Consider the following 20784-nt stretch of genomic DNA (forward strand, 5'->3'; position numbering starts at 1 on the left):
CCACCCCGATCACCAATTTCGCGGGCAATGTCACCGTACTGCTGATGAAACTCGATCGCGCGTTGATATTGCCCCAAGGATTGATACGCATTGCCGAGACTACCGAGGGAGTTCGCTTCTCCACCCCGGTCACCAATGTCGAGGGCAATGTCACCGTACTGCTGATGAAACTCGATCGCGCGTTGATATTGCCCCAAGGATTGATACGCATTGCCGAGACTACCGAGGGAGTTCGCTTCTCCACCCCGGTCACCAATGTCGAGGGCAATGTCGAGGGACTGTTGATAAAGCTCGATCGCGCGTTGATATTGCCCCAAGGATTGATACGCATTGCCGAGATTGCCGAGGGAGGCAGCTTCTCCACACCGGTCACCAATTCGCAAAAATAATTGTTGAGCCTGCTCGTGAGCTTTGATCGCCGCTCCGTACTGTCCCAACGATCGATCGATGTTGCCCAGTCGTGTCCATGCCCATCCGAAATCTTTGACTTCTTCCTCATTGTTTGCTTGCCACTGCTGAGTCAGTTGCTCATAGATGGGCACAAGTTTAGTGTAGTAACCCTGACGATTCAAGATGTCCACACAAGTCGCCATTACCCGATACGCTTCGGCATAGTGCCCCAGTTCGCAGAGATGATAAAAGGCTTCTAGTTGCTCGCGGCAGTCTTCAAAGTTGCCCGTCCAAGGCTTACGATTGTTCCAGAAAAACTCGATCGCTCTCTCATGCCCGCTCTCTAACTCTTTCTGCTTTCGTGCACCCTGCTGCAAATATCGCTGAATCAATGGCAAAAACTCAAACCGCCCACTCTCTCCCTGGCGCGATTCCTGCAAAAATGACCATCGCGCCAGCTTCCGCAACTCTGCCAGCGTCACCGTCTCATCGACCATCCCCTGCGCTACGTCTAGCCCAAACCGATGCCGCAACACGCTCGATCGCCATAATAACGACTGCAACCACGGTGGATCGAGTTGGGCAAAACTACGATCTAAAATCGCCCCCACACAAGCTTCTGGATCACCCCGGTGCAGTTCCTTCACCTCATAGAGCATCGACGCATCATCTTGCTGCAATCGATAAATCGTGGCAGGTTCATAATCCGCTAAATGCTCTCGCTTCAACAAACTCGCCGCCAACTGCAACAGTAACGGGTGCCCATCCGCCGCCTGCACAAACTTTTTCAAATCTTCGTCCGATCCTTCAATTTGCTGCGACTGCAACAACGCTATCCCTTGAGCGATCGTGAGTCCCTGCACCGATTCCCATCGCCAAGTCGCCGTCGGCAACTCTAATTGATACTGACTGGTGAGCAAAATTGTGCCGCCGCCGCCACTTCCCAACCACTCTGCCAAAAATGCACCATAAGGCTGCCAAAGTTCTGAAGACTGAAACAGCGTCTCCAGATTATCCAACACCAGCAGATAGCGCGATTCTCTCAGCAAATTCAGCGATTTAATTACCAACTCATCAGGCGAATCTCGTTCATATAACTCCCGCACTTGAGCATATTTTTCTACTCCAAGTAATGTCTCAATCAACCACCGTCCAAAAATGGCAAACGGCGCAGGTTCCTTAAAATTTGCCCACAGTTTTTGCTTAAATCCGGCTGCATCTTGATAGACCCGCGCTGCCAGTGCAGATTTGCCATAGCCACCCGCTGCATACAAGCCCACCAACCGAATCTGAGACTCTGCAAAATAACCTTTCAAGACAGCTTCTTGAGATCGCGTCTGCCAGCGCTCTTCGATAATCAGCGGCAATCCACGATCGATAGCGGTGCTGAGTGCTTTTGGTCGTTGCTGATAATTGATCGTCTGAGTGATGTTGCCCACCGTAATCGTCTGCGCGGTGACATCAGAAAACGCAGATATGCTAGGGGAAGGATTGTCAGGCATAGAGGGCTAAGTTGAAAAGCGGTAGGGGGATGAATTACTGTTCTTGCGTCAAGTTGCCGAGCGTAATATTTTCAGCTTCAACAGCCTTTAGCATTGTCATGTCACTGGGTTCTGCAGATTTTTGCGTCATATCCTTCGCTTCCAAACTACCCCTTACTTTCAAATCTGTCGCCATTTCCATCTTTCCAAGCGGCTTCGAGTTTTGAAGCGCGATCGCAAGCTGCCGAATCTCTTCTGCAAAGTCCGGCGCATATTTCATTTCCTCCCCTAGATAAACCACTAATGGTTGAGCCGATTCCGGAGTTTTCTCTGTCTCGATCGTTGCCAGGGTTCGTTCTACCTGCTTATTGCCTTGAAACCGAGCCGCGATCTTGTCCCACAAACTCGTCACCAACTTCTTGCCCGCCTCACCCGCCGTTCCCTCAGTGAACTTCATCAGCAGCAGAGTTGCGATCGTTGCAGCGGTAATTGGATCTGACATAATTTATGGATGTAAAAAACAGCACTCTCCTTGTAGCGCAGAATTCTATCTTTGTGTATGAATTCAATGACGCTTTAACAATTTGATGTTTTCTTCACACCATCAAAGGGATTGTTACCTCCATCAAAGCCTTTGTTATCAATGTCAAAGCGATTGTTACCCGTGTCAAAGCAATTGTTACCCGTGTCAAAGCAATTGTTACCCGTGTCAAAGCAGTTGTTACCGATAACAAAGCCATTGTTACCAACGTCAAAGCGATTGTTACCAGCGTCAAAGCATTTGCTGAGGAACATGAATGTATTAAAGTGCAACTTCTCGCCCTCACCCTAGCCCTCTCCCCAAGGAGAGGGGACAAGACTTTAACTCGCTTCTCCCTAGCAGGGCTGATTAGTTGTCACCAGACAAAATCTCCACGCTTGAGTCTTTGTTCAGCATCCAATGATGTCTGAGAGAATGTCTGGAACGTCTCTTTGCTGCGTTGCTCACCCGCCCCGGAATGCAGGTAGCTTCGCAAGTGCCTTCGGCAACGGGGCTAGCTTTGCGAAGTCCCTTGAGGGACTGAATGCCTTAACCTCTCGTCCAGTCCCTTCAGTGGACTTCGCACCGTTAGACCGTGATTTTCAATCACAGGCGGGTCATGCTATCAACGACTCCTTTCCAGACATTCTCTTAGGGCAATGTGAGACCTCTCTTCGCTGCGATCGCGTCCCGCCCCGGATCGGAAGCTTTCAAGCCCAGCCTAGAGTTGAATGGTGTTTTTGTCGTGCAACTCCTCTATTTGAATGAGAGAACCAGTCCCGATCGCGATGTTGAACTTCATCAGCGATCGATTAACTTGATATCCCGGCAATACTCGAACAATTTGATATTCAGTCGTCAAATCACTCGTGCCATCCCATTTGAGTAATGCCAGTTGATTAGACGCAATCTCACTCAGTTGTGAAACGAAGTCTTCGATGCTGTCACTCACATCAAGAAAAATGCCAGATGATATGAAAATATAACGCTCTTGCAAATCCAATGTAACGCTGGCTCGATATCGTTTCTGCGTCGAGAGATTCAACTCAATGGTGAACGAAATCGAGCTAGGCACGATCGTCCTAACTCCCATGTTGTTTTGTCCTCTCGATTACTTCAAAGAGGACAAAAACAGTGATTGCTCAGATATTCGGTATGGAGAAAAACTATATGCAGGATCTTGATTCCAACCTTTCAAGATCCCATAGCAAAGCTGACGATGTACAATCATGAACGCCTCCTGAGTTAGTTACGATAACTAGGGATGGAAGTCCTCGGAGTCTGATTTGGACGATCAGGCTTCGGGGCATAACTCCATCACTGCGGTGTATCGTACAGGAGTTTTTGGTTTTTTGGAATCCTGAGTTTTTGAAGGGGCGATCGACTCTGGAGAATTCAACCTCCTCAATCCGCCCGTTCTTTAACCTTCTCACCGAAAGAAGAACTAAAAACTCTGAATCTCAAAGCTTTTAGAAAGTACGCCTTGTTATTCTGTTTTAGTATTTAGACTGCGAGGAATACGGTCTATCTATGGTTTTAGAATGATATGCCGCGAATCTATTAGCTTAATCCCTCGAAAGAATAAATATACTGCAAAGCTATCAGCCCATACCTCTAAACGAACCATTGGGCTGTGGATTATAGACCTAATTCTCTGCGCTTATATAGATGGAGCACGGGGTTAAGCGCGATCTAAATTAGGTTATTGTTAAGCCATATCAAACTTACAGAGGCAAAGTTACACAATGTCAGCCCCTACTGAACAAGAAATCCGAGCGTTTGTTGGGAAAAAATCTGGTTACTATCTCAGTAAGTGGTCTGCTCTGTTGTCTAGCGAAGGGCATGAGGCTGGTTTTAACGTTGCTGGTTTTTGGCTTCCTGGTCTCTGGTTGCCCTATAGAAAGATGTACAAAGCAACTTTGATTTTTTATGGAATTATCATCACTGAATCTATACTTGAACGCATCTTCTTTAAAGAGCCGCCAGCAGGTTTAGGTATTATCGTTAGTATTGCGGGCGCAATGATTTGCGGCGTTTATGGAAATCGTTGGTATTACTCACACACATATAATAAAATTGGTAAATTGCGACGGTTAAACTTATCGGGAGAATCTTTAAGTCAGGCTCTCAGAAGATGCGGAGGAACTAGATTAGTTACAGCCATAGGGTTCCTCATGATGTTTTTAATCATTGAGATTTTAACTTCGAGTGCTATATCTGTGCTGTTAGGGATAGGTTGAGATGAAGCGGTGATTGAGATGGCGATTATAATCGGAGAAATCATCTATGCAGAAGTTAGTCACGATTTATCTAAACCAAGAAGGGTGTCTAATACCAGGAAAGCGAACGGCTGCACAAAGTCATGGTATTGTGCAAGAGCATGTAGAAAGCTACCTTGCTGAGGGTTGGTCAATCAAATCAATTGCAGGTGCAGGAGGTGGGGGCGCAGGGCTTGGTTGTGGTTGGATTGTGGTTGTTTTAGAGAAACTTACGATCGCTAAGTGATATTGGTGCGGAGTCGGAGATTTGTCAGAAAGTATCCCATCCGTAACTCTTTACCCTTTGTGTTGCATAATCGACATAAATGCAGAGAGATTTCAGGGTGAAGATTCCAGCAGAGGCGGTTATCCCAGACGAGAAGATAACCCGTTACCTACTTGTGCAGAGAGCTAGGAATGATAAGTCAAAGTTTTTGGCACAGGCTGGATTTACAACAGATGATCCAGAGGCTCTAAGAGCAGCTATCCAGTCAATCGCAGAAGCAGGCGAGGCTGTTGAAGATAGAAGCAGTGAGTATGGAGTCTTTCATCAAGTTATAGGAGAACTGGTTGGCGTAAACGGTGTAACCCTATCTGCTGTTACAATTTGGCTACAACGACAGATTGATGGAAAGTTCCAGTTTATAACCCTCAAACCTCTCAAGAAGACTTAAACATGCCCCTAGATCTGTACCAAGAAGTTGCTTTAACCCGCGATTTACCAGAGCATGAACTCAGAGTAGGAGATATTGTAACGTTGATTGATTTTGTCTCTCACCCCAGTAGTGGTGAAGAGGGGTGTGTTCTGGAAGTATTTAATGCGACTGGCGAATCTCTGACTGTGATTGCTGTCCCACTATCTACAGTAGAGGCTCTGCGCCCTGACGAAATCTTAACAGTTCGCTCCTTAGCAAAGGCAAGCTAACATTAGGTCTAGTGATGAGGTCATTCTCCACACTTCAACAGTTGTCCTAAATGAGGTGTTCTAGGGAGATGTAGCGATCGCCTCCAAAAGACTGGAGATTCTACGTGACTTTCCATGCTTAGAATTGAACCAAGCTGTATAAAGTTTAGCTAGGTTTCCGTCTCAGACGATCGCGCCTTCATTCGCCATCCATGCTTCACGACCTGACGCGCACGAGCGATCGCTAAACAGTCATTAGGCACGTCTTCGCTAATCGTTGAGCCTGCGGCGATCGTCACATCTTCGCCAATAGTGAGCGGTGCAATTAACGCATTATTGACTCCGGTTTTGCTGCGATCGCCGATCGTGGTGCGATGCTTCTTCACGCCATCATAATTGGCGGTGATCGTGCCGCCGCCGATATTGACTTGAGTTCCGATCGTGGCATCTCCCAAATAAGACAAGTGAGACGCATTGGTGCGATCGCCCAAGGTGGAATTTTTCAACTCGACAAAGTTACCAATTCGACAACCTGCGCCAACTTCGGCATGACCGCGCAGATGGGCATAAGGTCCAATGCGAGAGCCAGACTTGACAATGCTATCGGTCACAACCGAAAAGAGAACGGTGACATTCTCCCCGATCTGACTATTTTCGATCAAGCTGCCCGGTCCGATCCGGCTCTTGGTTTGAATCAGGGTGTTGCCCCGAAGATGAGTCTGCGGCTCAATAACTACATCGGCTTCGAGGGTTACGGTATCTTCGATCGTGATGCTATCCGGGTCAATCAGCGTCACCCCTTGCGCCATCCAATCATTTTTAATGCGCGTTTGCAAAATCCCGTAAGCGGTGGCGAGTTGCTGGCGATCGTTGATGCCCAAAATCTCTTGATGATCGTCAACATCCACCGTCATGACTGGACTCAGATAATTCACGGCATCAGTCAAATAATATTCTTGCTGATCATTATTGCTGGTCAGATTTGGCAACACCGCCTCTAAATCCTGCCATCGGAAGCAATAAATTCCAGCGTTCACACGACGATTTTGCTTCTGAGCAGGACTGCAATCGCGGTCTTCCACAATCTGAGTCAGAATATTATTGCCATCGCAAAACACTCGTCCATATCCTTTAGGGTTGAGGATTTGAGCCGTTAGAATCGTTGCTGCATTGTTGTGTTCTCGATGCGTCTCTAGCAATCGTTGCAGCGTAGCAGGTCGTAATAACGGAACGTCACCATTCAAAACCAGCAAACTTCCTTCAAACCCTTTTAAATGCGGCAGCAACTGTTGAATCGCGTGTCCGGTGCCCAACTGCTCGGTCTGTTCAACAAACTCTACGTCGGCATAACGATCGCCCTGACGGGTCATCTCCTCTTTGACAAGTTCGCCCCGATAGCCAACAATCACCAACCGCCGTAGAGGATTGATCTCAGTCGCTCCGTCTAAGACTCGCTCAACCAGCGATCGGCTTCCCAAGCAGTGCAGGACTTTTGGCAAGTCCGATTTCATCCGCGTCCCTCGCCCAGCCGCCAAGATTGCTACCGCTACCATGTTCTCTCAGTCTATTTACTCCAACGGAGTATACCTTGCGTCTGGGCATTGTTTCCAGCCAGAATGTGAACACCCAGCAAGATAAGTCGAGATCGTAGACTAAGAAGAGAGGAAGCCCCAGTTTGCCTAAAAAAATTAGAGAACTAAAACGCTTACTTCTTTCAGCAGGGTTTGACTACGAACCTGCAAAAGCTAGTCACAGCAAGTGGTCTCATCCGAAACTATCCCAAAAAATCGTGATCGCTGGTAAGGATGGAAGTGATGCTAAACGTTATTTGGAAAGTCAAGTCGATGAGGCGTTAGAAGACTTAGCAAGGTTAAAAGAGGAGCCAAGAGAATGAAGTACACGATCGTAATTCAGTGGTCAGACGAAGATCAGTGCTTTGTCGTTCTATTGCCCGAATTCACCGATATTATGCAGCCTGTCACACATGGAGACACTTACGATGAGGCGCTTAAGAATGCTCAAGAAGTTTTAGAACTCTTAGTATCAGCTCTAAAGTCAGGTGAGCCATTACCACCAAAAAGATTTGGGCAAACGCTTTAAATCGCCTGGTGAGAATTTTCTACGAACTTCACGATCGCCCTGTAAAGTCTTGAACAATCGACGCTATGATCGATTTCTTCGACCTATTCTCACCCTCTAAATTTAGGATTTTGCTCAGTGACTAAGACCCATTCAGACTTTCTGGCAAGCGCTGATCCCGCGATCGCCGACCTGATTCAGCAGGAACTACATCGCCAACAGGATCACCTCGAACTGATTGCAAGCGAAAACTTTACGTCTCCTGCGGTGATGGCAGCACAAGGCTCAGTGCTGACCAACAAATACGCAGAAGGGCTACCCGGCAAGCGCTATTACGGAGGGTGTGAGTTTGTCGATCGCATCGAGCAACTCGCTATCGATCGTGCCAAAGAGTTGTTTGGAGCCGCTCACGCCAACGTGCAGCCTCACTCTGGAGCGCAGGCAAACTTCGCGGTTTTTCTGGCTCTGCTCAAGCCGGGTGACACGATTATGGGCATGGATTTATCCCACGGGGGACACCTGACTCACGGATCTCCAGTCAACGTATCGGGTAAGTGGTTTAACGTCTTTGACTATGGCGTGAGTCAAGAAACCGAACAGCTTGACTACGATCAGATTCGCGATTTGGCGCTTAAGCATCGTCCTAAAATGCTGATTTGTGGATATTCTGCTTATCCACGGGTGATTCAGTTTGATAAGTTTCGGGCGATCGCCGACGAAATCGGTGCCTATCTCTTAGCCGACATTGCCCACATCGCCGGACTCGTCGCTACCGGACTTCACCCCAATCCAGTGCCCTATTGTGATGTCGTGACGACCACCACTCACAAAACTCTGCGCGGACCCAGAGGCGGATTGATTCTGACTCGCGATGCTGACTTAGGCAAGCAGTTTGATAAAGCCGTGTTCCCCGGTTCGCAAGGTGGACCGTTAGAACACGTCATTGCGGGTAAAGCCGTCGCGTTTGGGGAAGCACTCAAGCCAGAATTTAAAACCTACTGCGGTCATGTGATCGAAAACGCGAAAGTACTGGCAGCACAATTACAGCAGCGTCAGTTCAAAATCGTTTCGGGTGGCACCGACAATCATCTAATGCTGGTGGATCTGCGATCGATCGACATGACGGGCAAACTTGCTGATCAGTTGGTGAGCGGAGTCAACATCACGGCAAACAAAAACACGGTGCCGTTCGATCCAGCCTCGCCGTTTGTCACAAGCGGTTTGAGATTGGGATCTCCTGCAATGACGACTCGTGGCATGGGCACGGTTGAGTTTACTGAGATTGCAAACATTATTGCCGATCGTCTTCTCAGCCCTGACAATGAGACGGTTGCTCAAGATTGTCGTCGTCGAGTTGCCGCCCTCTGCGAACGGTTCCCTCTCTATCCTCATCTTTCTCAGTCTGTTCCTGCACTGGTCTAGGTAAAAGAGCCGAAATTTTAGCGTTCCTCCGGGCACTCAGTAAGAACGGAAGAAGTATAGCGGTAGGGCATTCATTCAAGAATGTCCTACTTTATGTATTGCATTTATAGAAGGACAACTCAGACCTGGGATTCTCACGCAAATTTTTTTGCAACTTTACCAAAATGGTTGCGCTTAATAATTCTTTGCTGAGTATCATCTGAGATGTAGTAAACTCTGCCTGACAACTTACTGTCCTCCTTACTGATATTTCAGATGCCCTTTCATCTGTATCACTTCATTGCATTCACAGTTTCTGTGCTGGTCGTCTTCTGGAGCACCCCGCTCGTCAAAAAGATTGCTCTCAAAAGTGGACGGGTCGATCTCCCTGGAGGTCGTAAAGTTCATAGCCGTCCGATGGTGCGGCTCGGAGGCGTGTCAATCTTTTTAGGGGTCGTTGCTGCTCTACTCGTCGTTTGGTGGACGGGCGGATTTGGCGTTTTGCCTCCCGGTAAAGAATATGAGGTCTGGGGAGTGACGATCGGAGGACTTGCCTTCTTCTTGATCGGACTCGCAGACGATTTATTTAATTTGTCTCCAAGAACGCGATTAATCTTACAAGTCATCGTCGCCAGCCTTGCCTGGAAAGCAGGGGTGCAGATTGAGTTTCTGACCAATCCGCTCTCTGGTTTGTTTCCGCTCGCTGACTGGATTAGCCTCCCGATCACGGTGATCTGGCTCGTAGGAATGGCAAACGCCGTTAATTGGATCGACGGCTTAGACGGGCTAGCAGCAGGCGTTTCTGGCATCGCTGCGATCGTCATGCTGATCACCTGTCTGTTTATGCAACAGCCTGCGGCGGCTCTGATTGCGGCGGCTCTGGCAGGTGGAACTTTAGGATTTTTACGCTATAACTTCAACCCAGCTCAAATTTTCATGGGGGATGGAGGAGCCTATTTTATTGGGTTTACCTTGGCAGGAGTTGGCGTGATTGGGTTGGTGAAAAGTGTCACCACGGTCGCCGTCTTATTGCCTTATGTAATTCTGGCGGTGCCGATTATTGATATGTCAGCGGTGATTCTCGATCGTCTCCGTCACGGCAAGTCTCCTTTTATCGCAGACAAACGTCACCTCCATCACCGTCTGCTTAAAGCCGGACTCTCTCATCGATTAGCGGTTCTGTTTATCTACTCGCTGACGCTGTGGGTCGGCAGCCTAGCCCTCGCGGTGTCTGGAATGCCGAGTGGTTTAGCCTATGCGATCGGGGCGACCGCTTTACTCAGTTTCACGAGTTGGCAAGTGTGGCGAACTGCACGATGATGAAACATTCAGTCCCTCAGTTTTATTCTCTATGAGTTCAAGCGCAGAGATTATCAGCGTTGGCACTGAGTTGTTGCTGGGCAATATTCTTAACTCAAATGCTCAGTTTATCGCGCAGCAACTCGCTCAGTTGGGCATTCCTCACTATTATCAAACGGTGGTGGGCGATAACCCCGATCGCCTCAAACGCGCGATCGCCGTTGCGTCTGAGCGGTCTCAGATTTTGATTTTCACAGGCGGGTTAGGTCCAACGCCCGATGATTTGACGACTGAGACGATCGCTGATTTTTTCAACGCGCCTCTAGTTGAAAACTCAGAAGTGGTTGCAGACATCACTCAAAAGTTTGCTCAACGCGGGCGAGAAATGACCGACAACAACCGCAAACAGGCGTTGGTTCCTCAAGGGGCAGAGATTCTCTACAATCCGGTGGGCAGCGCTCCGGGGATAATTTGGCAACCTCGATCGGGTGTGACGATTCTCACATTTCCAGGGGTGCCAACCGAGATGAAGGAAATGTGGCGACAGATTGCTGTTCCCTACTTAAAAAGCCAAGGGTGGGGTCAGGAAATCATTGTCAGTCGAATCCTAAAGTTTTGGGGTTTAGCAGAGTCGAGTCTGGCGGACAAAGTAGCCGACTTTTTTGATTTGCAAAATCCTACCGTTGCCCCTTACGCCAATTTTGGGGAAGTCAAACTCCGCATTTCTGCGAAAGCTCCGTCTGAAGAGGCGGCTTATCAAATCATTGCACCCGTTGAAGAACAGCTTCGGCAAATCGGCGGGTTGGATTGCTATGGCAGTGACGAAGACACGATCGCGTCGGTCATCGGTGAACTGCTCACAATCACTCAAACAACGCTTAGTGTTGCAGAATCCTGCACAGGCGGCGGGTTAGGACAGATGTTGACGAGTGTTTCCGGCAGCTCTCGCTATTTTTGGGGCGGCGTGATCTCCTACGACAATTCTGTCAAACAAAATCTGCTGGGGGTCGATCCCGAAGCCTTGGCACAGCATGGAGCCGTCAGCGCGATCGTGGCGCAGCAAATGGCAGTTGGTATCCGATCGCGCCTCAACACCACTTGGGGAATTAGCATCACGGGCGTTGCAGGTCCTGATGGTGGCACTGAGATAAAGCCAGTAGGACTGGTGTATATCGGGCTGGCGGGTCCAGATGATCAAGTCACAAGTTTTGCCCACCAGTTTGGGGAGCGAGGGCGCGAGTGGGTCAGACACGTTAGCGCCTGTAGTGCGATCGACCATCTGCGTCGAAAACTTCTCAGCGATCCCCTAATATACGAATGAACCCCTTGATCCAAGCGTATAATTCGCTATCATTTGAGAGTGACGAAAAATGATCAGGGTGACAGTTGGTTTTCCAGTTACACCCTGCTAGTATCTAATTAGGTTTTCGTGAAGTTTTGGTCTAGATAAGCCAAGCTTAAATAGATCAGCAAACCGTCCAAGTGATATTCAAGGAGCCGTCTGTTCAATGGATTACATTGAAAAGGTGCTGGAAAAGCTACAAGAATGGACACGCAGACTCATTGAGGCGCTGCTAGGTCCAGAGGTTCAGCCTGAAGCAGAGCCGATTCCGGTGCCTGTGAATGACCCACAGCGTCGTCGTTAACTTGTTCTAGTAATCGATTGCAAAGCATTTTGGTTCTCCACGGACCGAACCTTAATCTTCTGGGTAAACGAGAACCTGGAGTTTATGGAGTCGTTACGCTGGACGAAATAAATCAGATGTTGGAGCGGGAATCGCAAGTGTTGCAGGTCAAGTCTGTTGCGCTACAGTCCAATCACGAAGGTGTTTTGATAGATGCGATCCACGGTGCGTTAGGTCAGCATGAGGGGATCTTAATCAACGCTGGAGCCTATACTCACACGAGTGTAGCGCTGCGAGACGCGATCGCTGCGGTCAATCTTCCAACCGTGGAGGTTCATCTCAGCAATATTTATCGCCGCGAAGAATTCCGTCACCATTCTTATGTTGCTGCGGTGGCGATCGGGCAGATCAGCGGCTTCGGTGTCGAAAGCTACCGATTGGGGCTACACGCGCTGGTAAATTATCTCAAGCAGTTCTAACGATACAAACTAATTATTACTCTATAGAGGCGTTGAATGCAGCGTCTTTTTTAATGGAAAAATCGGTTCATTTAGCGGTCAACGGCACTTTAATGCAAGGGCTGGAATTGAATAAGAATTTGGTTTCCGTCAGAGCAACCTTCCTTCGAGAGACGACGACCGAATCTGCGTATCGGCTGTGGTCGATCGACGATCGTCACCCCGCTATGCTGAAAGTTGCGGAAGGAGGAGTCGCGATCGCGGTCGAAGTTTGGGCGGTTCCGGCTAGTGGAGTCAGCGCTTTGTTGATGCTAGAACCTGCTGGGCTGTGTATCGGCAAAGTGCGGCTATCAGACGGGGAAGAAGTTTTAGGCGTGCTGGGAGAACCGTTTCTCTGTGAAGGAAAGCGAGAGATTACTCAATTTGGTGGATGGCGATCGTATATTCGTGAAATCACAAAAAATTAACTTTCGAGACAGTGCGTTTAGTTTTTAGGAGTCGGAATGACAGATCACATAGATTCGGCTAAATGCGTCGATCACATCGCTGCACTCATCGGCTTGCCGCTTGACCCTGAACATCGTCTGGGAGTGGCGACGAACTTCGAGCGAATTCAAGCGATCGCGCAACTCGTGATGGAGTTTCCTCTTCCTGATACGATCAAAGCCGCCCCTGTATTTGAGCCATGAACCAGTCTTATCCCGATGCAACTCAGATTGCAGAAACCATTCGAGGACAAGCGGTGTCTGCTCGATCGGTCGTTGCAGCGTCCTTGGCTCGAATCGCCGAACAAGACCAGACCTACAACTGTTTCACCACGGTTCTGGCTGATTCAGCGTTGACGGATGCCGATCGGATTGATCAGGCGATCGCCGCAGGTGAAGATCCGGGTGCGCTGGCAGGAGTGCCGTTTGCGGTCAAAGATTTGTTCGACATTCAAGGAGTGACCACGTTAGCAGGGTCTAAAATCGAGGCTGAACAGCCACCTGCATCAAAGGACGCAGTGTTGGTGACTCGACTCAAACAAGCCGGAGCCGTGTTGGTGGGGGCGCTCAACATGGACGAATATGCCTATGGATTCACCACCGAAAACGCTCACTATGGAGCATCGCACAACCCCCATGATGGGAGTCGAATCACGGGCGGCTCATCCGGCGGATCGGCGGCAGCGATCGCCGCTGGTTTGGTGCCCATCACGCTCGGTTCAGATACCAATGGCTCGATTCGAGTCCCCTCAGCCCTGTGCGGAATTTTTGGCTTAAAACCGACCTACGGACGACTTTCTCGATCGGGCGCTTACCTGTTCTCAAGCAGTTTGGATCATTTGGGCGCGTTTGCTCGATCGACTCGCGATATCGCCACGGTCTTCGATGTACTACAGGGATCTGATCCGACTGATCCGGTTTGCACTCAGCGTCCGCCTCAACTTTGCGCCCCAGAACTCCATAGAGGATCTGAGGGACTGCGGATCGCGATCGCGGGTGGCTATTTTGCAGAAGGGGCAGAACCCGAAGTGTTTGAAGCGGTCGAACAGGTCGCCAAGGCGCTGAACGTAAGTCAGAAAGTCATTATTCCAGAAACGCATCGCGCTCGTGCGGCAGCGTTTGTGATCACCTCGTGCGAGGGGGCAAATTTGCACTTTGCAGATTTAAAGACTCGACCTCAAGATTTTGATCCGGCAACCCGCGATCGCTTTCTAGCAGGCTGTCTTGTTCCGGGTCATTGGTATGTGCAAGCGCAACGATTTCGCAGTTGGTATCGTGATCGCGTTCGTGAGATTTTTCAACACGTTGATATCATTCTGGCTCCGACTACGCCCTGTTCTGCACCGCTCATCGGTCAGGAGCAGATGACCCTAAACGGGGTCAACGTGCTGACTCGCCCAAACCTGGGAATGTTTACGCAACCGCTCTCGTTTGTTGGCTTACCGATTATTTCGGTGCCTGTTCAGCGATCGGGTCAGTTGCCATTAGGGGTGCAGATCATCGCGGCTCCTTACAACGAGGCTCTTGTTCTACGAGTCGCTTCTGAACTAGAGACACGCGGGATTGTATCTGCCCCTGTGCCTCGCTAAAAATCCGCGTTCCCATTTAAGGTAATTATGAAGAAAACGTTGTTTATCGGCTCTCTGCTGCTGTTCAGCGCTGGATTGGGACTGAAACCGATCGTGTCTCAAACAGTCGCAAAGCAGGTTGTTAACCTGACTCAATCTCCTGCTGCTCGTGTGTCTCAGCCCAAAGTCGAACTATTGAACGCAGGCGCGCAACCTCAACAAGTTCTGCGCTTTAAACCTGTGGTGAATACAACTGAGACAAGCACCATCAGCCTAAATATTGCTGTGAAATCATCAAGTCCGGGTATGGCGGGCACACCCCAATCGATCAAATTGCCCTCGACCAAAATGACAATGGAGACGATCGTCACGAAGATCGATCCCAATGGTGACATTCACTATAAGTTTCGCTACACCGACGCAGACATAACGGGCGATGCCTCGATTCCGGCTGCTGTGCTCAAAGCGGCACAAACTGAGGTAAAGAAGATGGTCGGCGTGAGCGGTTTATTTGTGATGGACAATCGGGGAACCACAAAATCGACGAGTCTATCGATCCCCAAAGAGGTAGATGCCACGACTCGCCAAATGTTAGAGCAATCGTTCCGATCGCTCGATCAGCTTTCTGCCCCTCTGCCCGAAGCAGCCGTTGGAATCGGTGCCAAATGGAGGACGTTGATGCCCGTCAAGCTCTATGGAATTAACCTCAACCAAACGGGAACCTACGAGCTAGTGAGTTTGAAAGACGGGGTTGCCACTCTCAAAGTGGGCGTTGAGCAACAGGCACAGGGTCAAAAGATTGCTATGACAGGAATACCGAAAGGAGTGGATGTGACGCTTAAGTCGTTAAACACAACGGGACAGGGACAAATGACGGTGCGCCTCGATCGCTTGCTTCCCTCGATCGCCACGCTTTCATTGACATCGGCGGCTCAGATTCAATCAGCCATGCCGGGAATGTCTAAGGCGATAACAGTCGGCACCGAAACCCAAATGAACATGGTGTTGCAGTCAAAATAGCGATTGGTAGGGATAAATAATAGGAATTTGTCCCTACCAGTCACTACTCATAAGAATTTCCAGCCACCTTGCCCCGAAACACAACATAGGAATAGAGGTTGTAAAACAACATCACGGGAATGAGAGTGCCCACAAAAATGATCATGATCACTAACGAACTGGGATCGGCGGATGCCTCATAAATGGTGATCTGAGTGGGAATGATGTAGGGAAACACCACTAACGCTAATCCTAGAAAGGTGAGAACGAATAAAAGAATTGTCCAGATAAAAGGGGCGCGTTCTTGTTTGCGATCGAGACTTTTCAACAATCGCCAAATCAAGAAAATCCCCAAAAAGGGAATCACGGCAAACACATACAGCAAGGGTGGCTCAAACAATTTAGTCCGCGCACTTTCGTAAAAGATCGGCGTGCTAACAGTGATGAAAATTGCCCCCACCAAAGTTGTCCAGGCGGAAAGTTTGGCGCTTTGATAATGAGTTGTCTGCAACTCTCCTTCGGTTTTCCAAATCAGATAGGTTGAGCCAATCAACACATAAGCCTGAATCAGCGTCAATGCCACCAGCACCGATTGCCAGGTGAGCCAGTCCCAAGTGCCGCCGATAAAGTAGCCTTTTTCATCGACTTTGATCCCAAATAGAACAGCACCGAGCGCAAATCCTTGACCGAGAGCCGCCGCAAAACTCCCCGCACCAAACGCAAAATTCCAAAAGAACTTGCGGGTTGACTGCTCGCGAAACTCAAACGCCACCCCCCGAAAAATAAATCCAAACACCATGATAAAAATCGGGATGTAGAGGGCACTCAGAATCGTTCCATAAGCGCGAGGAAACGCCCCAAATAAGCCGCCTCCCATCAACACTAGCCAGGTTTCGTTTGCGTCCCAAATGTTGCTAAGGCTGGTCATCAACAGTCCGCGTCGATCGTCGTCATCAGAGGTTAATGACAAGATGCCAACTCCTAAATCAAAGCCATCAAGCATGACGTAGAGAAAGAGAAACAGACCCAACACGCCAAACCAGACCTGCGGCAAAAAATACTTCAGCGTTTCCATTTACGTTCCTACTGTTGGGCTTCTACAGGACGCTCATCGGGCACAAATTCGCCGGGAGTGGTGTCGATCGCGGGTTGGTTCACATTGACTCCTGGAATGGGCAAGTCAAAATTGGGACCTTTGCGAACAATGCGACTGCCAAAGTAAAGATAAGACACAAACAGCAGCGCATACACGGCAGCAAAACAGATCAGCGATGTTAAAACATTACTGGCTGGCACCAGCGAAGCAGAGTCTACAGTGCGAATTTTGTTATAGAGTGTCCACGGCTGACGACCTGTGCAGCGCACAATCCAGCCTGTCTCGACCGCAATATAGCCAAGCGGAGCCGAAAACATCCAGGCGCGCATCAGCCAGCGCTGTTTGGCAATGTTTTCATCTGATAGTTTGCCGCGCAGCCACTGAACGGCGGTGAGCAGCGTCATAGCTGCCAAGAAAAAGCCAATCCCGATCATGATGCGAAACGAGTAGTAGATCAGTCCTAACGCTTGAGGACGGTTTTCTGGCTTCCACTCCTTTAAGCCGAGAACGGGTTCAGACAGATTTTTCTTGAATTCCAAAATGTAGCCCAACGCTCCAGGAACACGGATTTCCCAGTCATTTTTCTCGGTTTTTTTGTTGGGAAGGGCAAGAAGCGTCCAGTCAGCAGGTCTTCCAGCGGGTGAGGTTTCCCACTGTGCCTCCATTGCGGCAAGTTTAGCGGGTTGATAGCGATAGACCAGTTCGGCGCTGACGTGACCCATGTAGATTTGCAGAGGAGCCACGATTAACGTGATTGCGAGGACGAGCTTGAGCGTTTTGGCAAAGAAGGCGGCGTGGAGATCGTTCAAAATATACCAGGCGCTTATGCCGCCGATCACAAACAGCGAAGTCTCGAACGTGGCGAAAAACATATGGGTGATGCTCGTCGCTGCCGATGGATTAAAGAGTGCCTGAAAGTAGTCGGTCACCATAAATTTGCCGTCTACCAAGTCGCCTCCGGCTGGAGTCACCATCCAAGAGTTTGCCGTCAAAATAAAGACGACGGACAGATTTGCACCGACAGCGACCAAAATCGTAGACAAATAGTGAATGGCGGGGTTGACGCGCTCCCAGCCAAACAGCATGATGCCTAAAAAAGCGGCTTCGAGCATGAATGCCCAAGATGCCTCAAACCCCAAGACGCTGCCAAAAAAGTTGCCGACCGCATCTGAGAAGGGTGCCCAATTCGTCCCAAACTGAAATTCTAAGGGAATTCCAGTCGCGACTCCGACCCCAAAATTGAGGACATAAAACTTTGCCCAAAATCGAGCATGGAGATAGTAGTCAGGATTACGAGTTTTGAGCCACAGTCCTTCAATAACGACGAGATAAATTCCCATCCCGGTGGTGAGAATGGGAAAAATAACGTGAAAGATGGCGGTCAGCGCAAACTGTATCCGAGACAGCGTAACGGTATCAGACAAAAAATCCATTCGTGTATCTCCAATCCATCAAAGATCGTGTGGAATTGCGTTACCCAAGTCGTAGCAGAGATACTCGGATTGGTTGAGTTTTCTAATGATGTTTTAACGTGTTGATGTCGTTTGAAATACAAAAAGAATGATGCGTGAAAAATTGAAGATGAGTTTTACAACGCGTCTTTTGACACAGCGATCGGGATCACTACGCATCTCAACTGATTCACCAAATCCAATCGCAAATTTACACGGTATTTCTGACTACCAAAGTTTTTCAACGAACACTTCATATAGATCTGTCTTAAAATTCAGGGATTATTTCTAGTATGAATTCAAAGTTTAATAGAAATTTTATTGATAGTTTGGTAGCCCGAAATTTAGTAATAAATATTCATCGTTTTGATCAAAGCGGCTGAATCAGAAACCGCCCCAAATACGCCACCCTGCATTGTGACCATCTTTAAAGCAGCAAGATGGTTGCCGTAGTCGGTTGCGCCTGTGCAGTCAGAAAGTAAGAGGCATTCATAGCCTCGATCGTTGGCATCTCGCATGGTCGTATGCACACAAACATCGGTTGTAATGCCCGCCAGCACAATGTTTTGAATGCCTTGACGCTTCAGCAGCAAATCCAGATCGGTAGCATAAAAAGAACCTTTGCCCGGTTTGTCGATCACGGCTTCTCCGGGCAGCGGTGCCAAATCAGGGATGATCTCCCAGCCTGGTTCACCTCTCACTAAAATCTTGCCGCATGGACCGGAATCGCCAATGCCTGCGCCGATTTGCCGACTGCGCCACTGTTTGTTTTCGGGCAGATCTGCTAAGTCGGGTCGATGCCCCTCGCGAGTATGCATAATGTGAAAACCCTTTGCACGAGCCACCGAGAGCAACGTTTTGATTGGCTCGATCGGTGCCCGTGTCAGCGACAAGTCATACCCCATGCGATCGACATAGCCCCCGATTCCACAAAAATCGGTTTGCATATCGATCACCAAAATCACCGTATTCTGTGGGCGCAAATCCCCGTTAAACGGATAGGGATACGGATCTGCCTCTACATAACATCCCACAAGCCACCTCCATCACGACTGAACTCCGCTCGCCAAGGGAGTGCCTTCATAGGAACGAGTCGGTTCAGAAAATCCACACGCGGTTCCGTCTGTGTGAACCACTTCATCTTCCCAAGGCAAGCGATAACCGCCTTCTACCATATCTTGCATGTAGGTGTAGGGGCAATCCTGAGCGCCGCCCTTAACCGCAACATAACCACGATGCCCAAACTGGTAGATATTATTCTCAACTGCCCAAACGCGACGGGCTTCTTGCACCAGCTTGGGGCGCACCTCTCCAGTAATGATTTCGTCGGGGCGACCGTTGCCCGTCACGAGAGGAGTGCCATCAAAATTGACGATCGTCCCTTCGCCCATTGAGTCAAAGGTGCCGTCGCTGCCACACATGCAGACCGACGCGGTGTAAATCAGATTACAGAATGCGTTTGCCTGATTTGTGATGTTCCAGGCGTGACGAATCGGGGCGGTGTAGCCTGCCGTGCGAATCATGATATCGGCTCCCTTATAAGCGCATTCTCTCGCCACTTCAGGAAACATCCCATCGTGACAGATAATCAGCGCCAGCGTGCTGCCGTTGGGACCTTCACAAACTGGAATGCCCAGATTTCCTGGCTCCCACGGCTCGACAGGCACCCAGGGATGGAGCTTGCGATAGTAGAGTTTGAGGTCTCCTCGATCGTCAATAATAATCCCACTGTTGTAGGGGTTGCCGTGGGGGTTGTGTTCCATGATCGAGAAACAACCCCAAATTCGGTTTTGTTGACAGGCGGCTTTAAATGCTGCAACTTCGGCACCGTCAAGCCGACACATAATCTCTGGGTTGGTATCCATCGATAACCCATGCAGAGAATATTCTGGAAACACGACCAAATCCATTGAGGGCGAGTTGCGTCGAGCTTTAGCAACCATGCCGCAAATGCGCTGTGTCTGCATTGCCAGATCATTCGCAGTCGCCACAGTCGGCAACTGAAGCTGCACAAGCCCTAAAACGACTCCATCTGGCGATTTGTTGAGTCCACCCAATCCACTCATATTCAATCTCCCAAAGCTTGTAGTGTAATGTGCCTACCTTAAGGATTTACAGAATTGGGAGAACTAATTGAGTATTGATAAGCACTTTTTGGTGTGAGGAATCGATCGCTTATTTAATCAAAGCTAGGCGCTTTAGCTCTGCGTTGACCTTGGCTTCCATCTCAGACCGAGTGGAGGGGTCGATCATCTGGCGCTGAAAGCCGTTAAACTCGTCTTGGCTGAGCTTATATTTGTCATACACGATCGCTTTTCTCTGGGTAGCAAACCCGGCACAGATGCCTCTGACTTGATCGCGCACATTGGCTTGAACTTGGTCAACATTGCTGCAAACATTGCTAGGTGCATTGCCGCCCGTCAGTCTCTTAACCTCTTCATCAAGGGGTCTGCGGGTGATTTCAAGCTCATAGGCGGCTCTGACATAGCGGGTAAAGACAGATTCTTGAGACTGAGCGTAAGCAGCCGAATCAAACAGATGAGAGGTTTGTCTGGATAGGTTTGGCGTGAAGCCAGAGAGAAGACCTAACGTAGAGAGCGTTCCTAATACTAGCGATCGAGCCAGCATTTTGTTCAAACGAGCAGGTAAATGAAAAACGCAGTTTATCATAGGTAGTGTGACATTCCGAAAACTAGCACACGGGTAAGTGTTAATGATCATGAATTATTTTATGGGCAAGAAGTTCCACAAAACTGCAAGGTTTTAAATT

General features: G+C 49.1%; 24 protein-coding genes. 15 read left to right on the forward strand and 9 right to left on the reverse strand.

Annotated elements, in window-relative coordinates; genetic code table 11:
- The 3 genes from A8707_RS28820 to A8707_RS00070 form a co-directional block, all read right to left on the reverse strand.
- Window positions 1-1892, reverse strand: a 1892-nt coding sequence (locus A8707_RS28820; protein ID WP_068814187.1) for a tetratricopeptide repeat protein, incomplete at its 3' end; no start/stop codon positions are given.
- A 34-nt stretch (window positions 1893-1926) separates the two neighbouring features.
- Entirely contained in the window at window positions 1927-2373 is a 447-nt protein-coding gene (locus tag A8707_RS00060) for a hypothetical protein (RefSeq protein WP_068814189.1), read from the reverse strand.
- A 739-nt stretch (window positions 2374-3112) separates the two neighbouring features.
- The gene (locus tag A8707_RS00070) at window positions 3113-3484 is read right to left on the reverse strand and encodes a hypothetical protein (RefSeq protein ID WP_068814193.1); all 372 of its coding nucleotides are present in this window, start codon (window positions 3482-3484) and stop codon (window positions 3113-3115) included.
- A 652-nt stretch (window positions 3485-4136) separates the two neighbouring features.
- On the opposite strand from A8707_RS00070, the gene A8707_RS00075 reads away from it, so the two are divergent.
- The 4 genes from A8707_RS00075 (at window position 4137) to A8707_RS00090 (ending at window position 5574) form a co-directional block, all read left to right on the forward strand.
- Window positions 4137-4631 (forward strand): DUF2628 domain-containing protein, encoded by a 495-nt coding sequence (locus A8707_RS00075; protein ID WP_068814194.1) that lies wholly within the window; start codon window positions 4137-4139, stop codon window positions 4629-4631.
- Window positions 4632-4677: 46 nt separating this feature from the next.
- Entirely contained in the window at window positions 4678-4896 is a 219-nt protein-coding gene (locus tag A8707_RS00080; RefSeq protein WP_068814196.1) for a hypothetical protein, read from the forward strand.
- Window positions 4897-4975: 79 nt separating this feature from the next.
- Window positions 4976-5323: a DUF6883 domain-containing protein gene (locus A8707_RS00085; protein ID WP_231947872.1), complete on the forward strand. Its 348-nt coding sequence runs from the start codon at window positions 4976-4978 to the stop codon at window positions 5321-5323.
- Between the two features lie 2 nt (window positions 5324-5325).
- A complete protein-coding gene (locus tag A8707_RS00090; RefSeq protein WP_068814198.1) occupies window positions 5326-5574 on the forward strand; it encodes a DUF4926 domain-containing protein in 249 nt (82 codons plus the stop codon).
- Window positions 5575-5723: 149 nt separating this feature from the next.
- Here A8707_RS00090 and glmU read toward each other — a convergent pair whose 3' ends face one another.
- The gene (gene glmU, locus A8707_RS00095; protein ID WP_068814200.1) at window positions 5724-7106 is read right to left on the reverse strand and encodes a bifunctional UDP-N-acetylglucosamine diphosphorylase/glucosamine-1-phosphate N-acetyltransferase GlmU; all 1383 of its coding nucleotides are present in this window, start codon (window positions 7104-7106) and stop codon (window positions 5724-5726) included.
- 122 nt (window positions 7107-7228) lie between these two features.
- Here glmU and A8707_RS00100 point away from each other — a divergent pair, with 122 nt between their 5' ends.
- The 11 genes from A8707_RS00100 (at window position 7229) to A8707_RS00145 (ending at window position 15488) form a co-directional block, all read left to right on the forward strand.
- Window positions 7229-7447, forward strand: coding sequence for a type II toxin-antitoxin system HicA family toxin (locus A8707_RS00100; protein ID WP_068814201.1), 219 nt, complete (start codon window positions 7229-7231; stop codon window positions 7445-7447).
- Window positions 7444-7653, forward strand: coding sequence for a type II toxin-antitoxin system HicB family antitoxin (locus tag A8707_RS00105; protein ID WP_068814203.1), 210 nt, complete (start codon window positions 7444-7446; stop codon window positions 7651-7653). Before A8707_RS00100 ends, A8707_RS00105 begins: the two co-directional genes overlap by 4 nt.
- Before the next feature lie 117 nt (window positions 7654-7770).
- Window positions 7771-9054, forward strand: coding sequence for a serine hydroxymethyltransferase (glyA, locus tag A8707_RS00110; protein WP_068814205.1), 1284 nt, complete (start codon window positions 7771-7773; stop codon window positions 9052-9054).
- Window positions 9055-9309: 255 nt separating this feature from the next.
- On the forward strand, window positions 9310-10353 hold the full coding sequence (locus A8707_RS00115) for a glycosyltransferase family 4 protein (RefSeq protein ID WP_068814207.1): 1044 nt from the start codon (window positions 9310-9312) through the stop codon (window positions 10351-10353).
- 31 nt (window positions 10354-10384) lie between these two features.
- Window positions 10385-11653, forward strand: a complete 1269-nt coding sequence (locus A8707_RS00120) for a competence/damage-inducible protein A (protein ID WP_068814209.1) — start codon at window positions 10385-10387, stop codon at window positions 11651-11653.
- A gap of 187 nt (window positions 11654-11840) precedes the next feature.
- Window positions 11841-11978: a hypothetical protein gene (locus A8707_RS28825; protein ID WP_197484544.1), complete on the forward strand. Its 138-nt coding sequence runs from the start codon at window positions 11841-11843 to the stop codon at window positions 11976-11978.
- Between the two features lie 17 nt (window positions 11979-11995).
- Window positions 11996-12436, forward strand: coding sequence for a type II 3-dehydroquinate dehydratase (gene aroQ, locus A8707_RS00125; RefSeq protein WP_068814211.1), 441 nt, complete (start codon window positions 11996-11998; stop codon window positions 12434-12436).
- Window positions 12437-12489: 53 nt separating this feature from the next.
- A complete protein-coding gene (locus A8707_RS00130; RefSeq protein ID WP_068814213.1) occupies window positions 12490-12882 on the forward strand; it encodes an allophanate hydrolase-related protein in 393 nt (130 codons plus the stop codon).
- A 36-nt stretch (window positions 12883-12918) separates the two neighbouring features.
- Window positions 12919-13104: a DUF4089 domain-containing protein gene (locus A8707_RS00135; RefSeq protein WP_068814215.1), complete on the forward strand. Its 186-nt coding sequence runs from the start codon at window positions 12919-12921 to the stop codon at window positions 13102-13104.
- Entirely contained in the window at window positions 13101-14489 is a 1389-nt protein-coding gene (locus A8707_RS00140) for an AtzE family amidohydrolase (RefSeq protein WP_068814217.1), read from the forward strand. Before A8707_RS00135 ends, A8707_RS00140 begins: the two co-directional genes overlap by 4 nt.
- Window positions 14490-14516: 27 nt before the next feature.
- Window positions 14517-15488 (forward strand): DUF6263 family protein, encoded by a 972-nt coding sequence (locus A8707_RS00145; protein WP_068814219.1) that lies wholly within the window; start codon window positions 14517-14519, stop codon window positions 15486-15488.
- 43 nt (window positions 15489-15531) lie between these two features.
- Here A8707_RS00145 and cydB read toward each other — a convergent pair whose 3' ends face one another.
- The 5 genes from cydB to A8707_RS00170 form a co-directional block, all read right to left on the reverse strand.
- Entirely contained in the window at window positions 15532-16542 is a 1011-nt protein-coding gene (gene cydB / locus A8707_RS00150; protein WP_068814221.1) for a cytochrome d ubiquinol oxidase subunit II, read from the reverse strand.
- 8 nt (window positions 16543-16550) lie between these two features.
- Complete coding sequence (locus tag A8707_RS00155; RefSeq protein WP_068814223.1) at window positions 16551-17996, reverse strand: cytochrome ubiquinol oxidase subunit I; 1446 nt, start codon at window positions 17994-17996, stop codon at window positions 16551-16553.
- A 362-nt stretch (window positions 17997-18358) separates the two neighbouring features.
- Window positions 18359-19048, reverse strand: a complete 690-nt coding sequence (biuH, locus tag A8707_RS00160; RefSeq protein WP_068814225.1) for a biuret amidohydrolase — start codon at window positions 19046-19048, stop codon at window positions 18359-18361.
- Between the two features lie 12 nt (window positions 19049-19060).
- Window positions 19061-20080, reverse strand: coding sequence for a formamidase (locus tag A8707_RS00165; protein WP_068814227.1), 1020 nt, complete (start codon window positions 20078-20080; stop codon window positions 19061-19063).
- Window positions 20081-20189: 109 nt separating this feature from the next.
- Complete coding sequence (locus A8707_RS00170) at window positions 20190-20684, reverse strand: DUF4168 domain-containing protein (RefSeq protein WP_197484545.1); 495 nt, start codon at window positions 20682-20684, stop codon at window positions 20190-20192.
- Between the last annotated feature and the right edge of the window lie 100 nt (window positions 20685-20784).

It is taken from the genome of Phormidesmis priestleyi BC1401, from assembly GCF_001650195.1.
In the GTDB taxonomy this organism is placed as follows: Bacteria; Cyanobacteriota; Cyanobacteriia; order Leptolyngbyales; family Leptolyngbyaceae; genus Phormidesmis_A; species Phormidesmis_A priestleyi_B.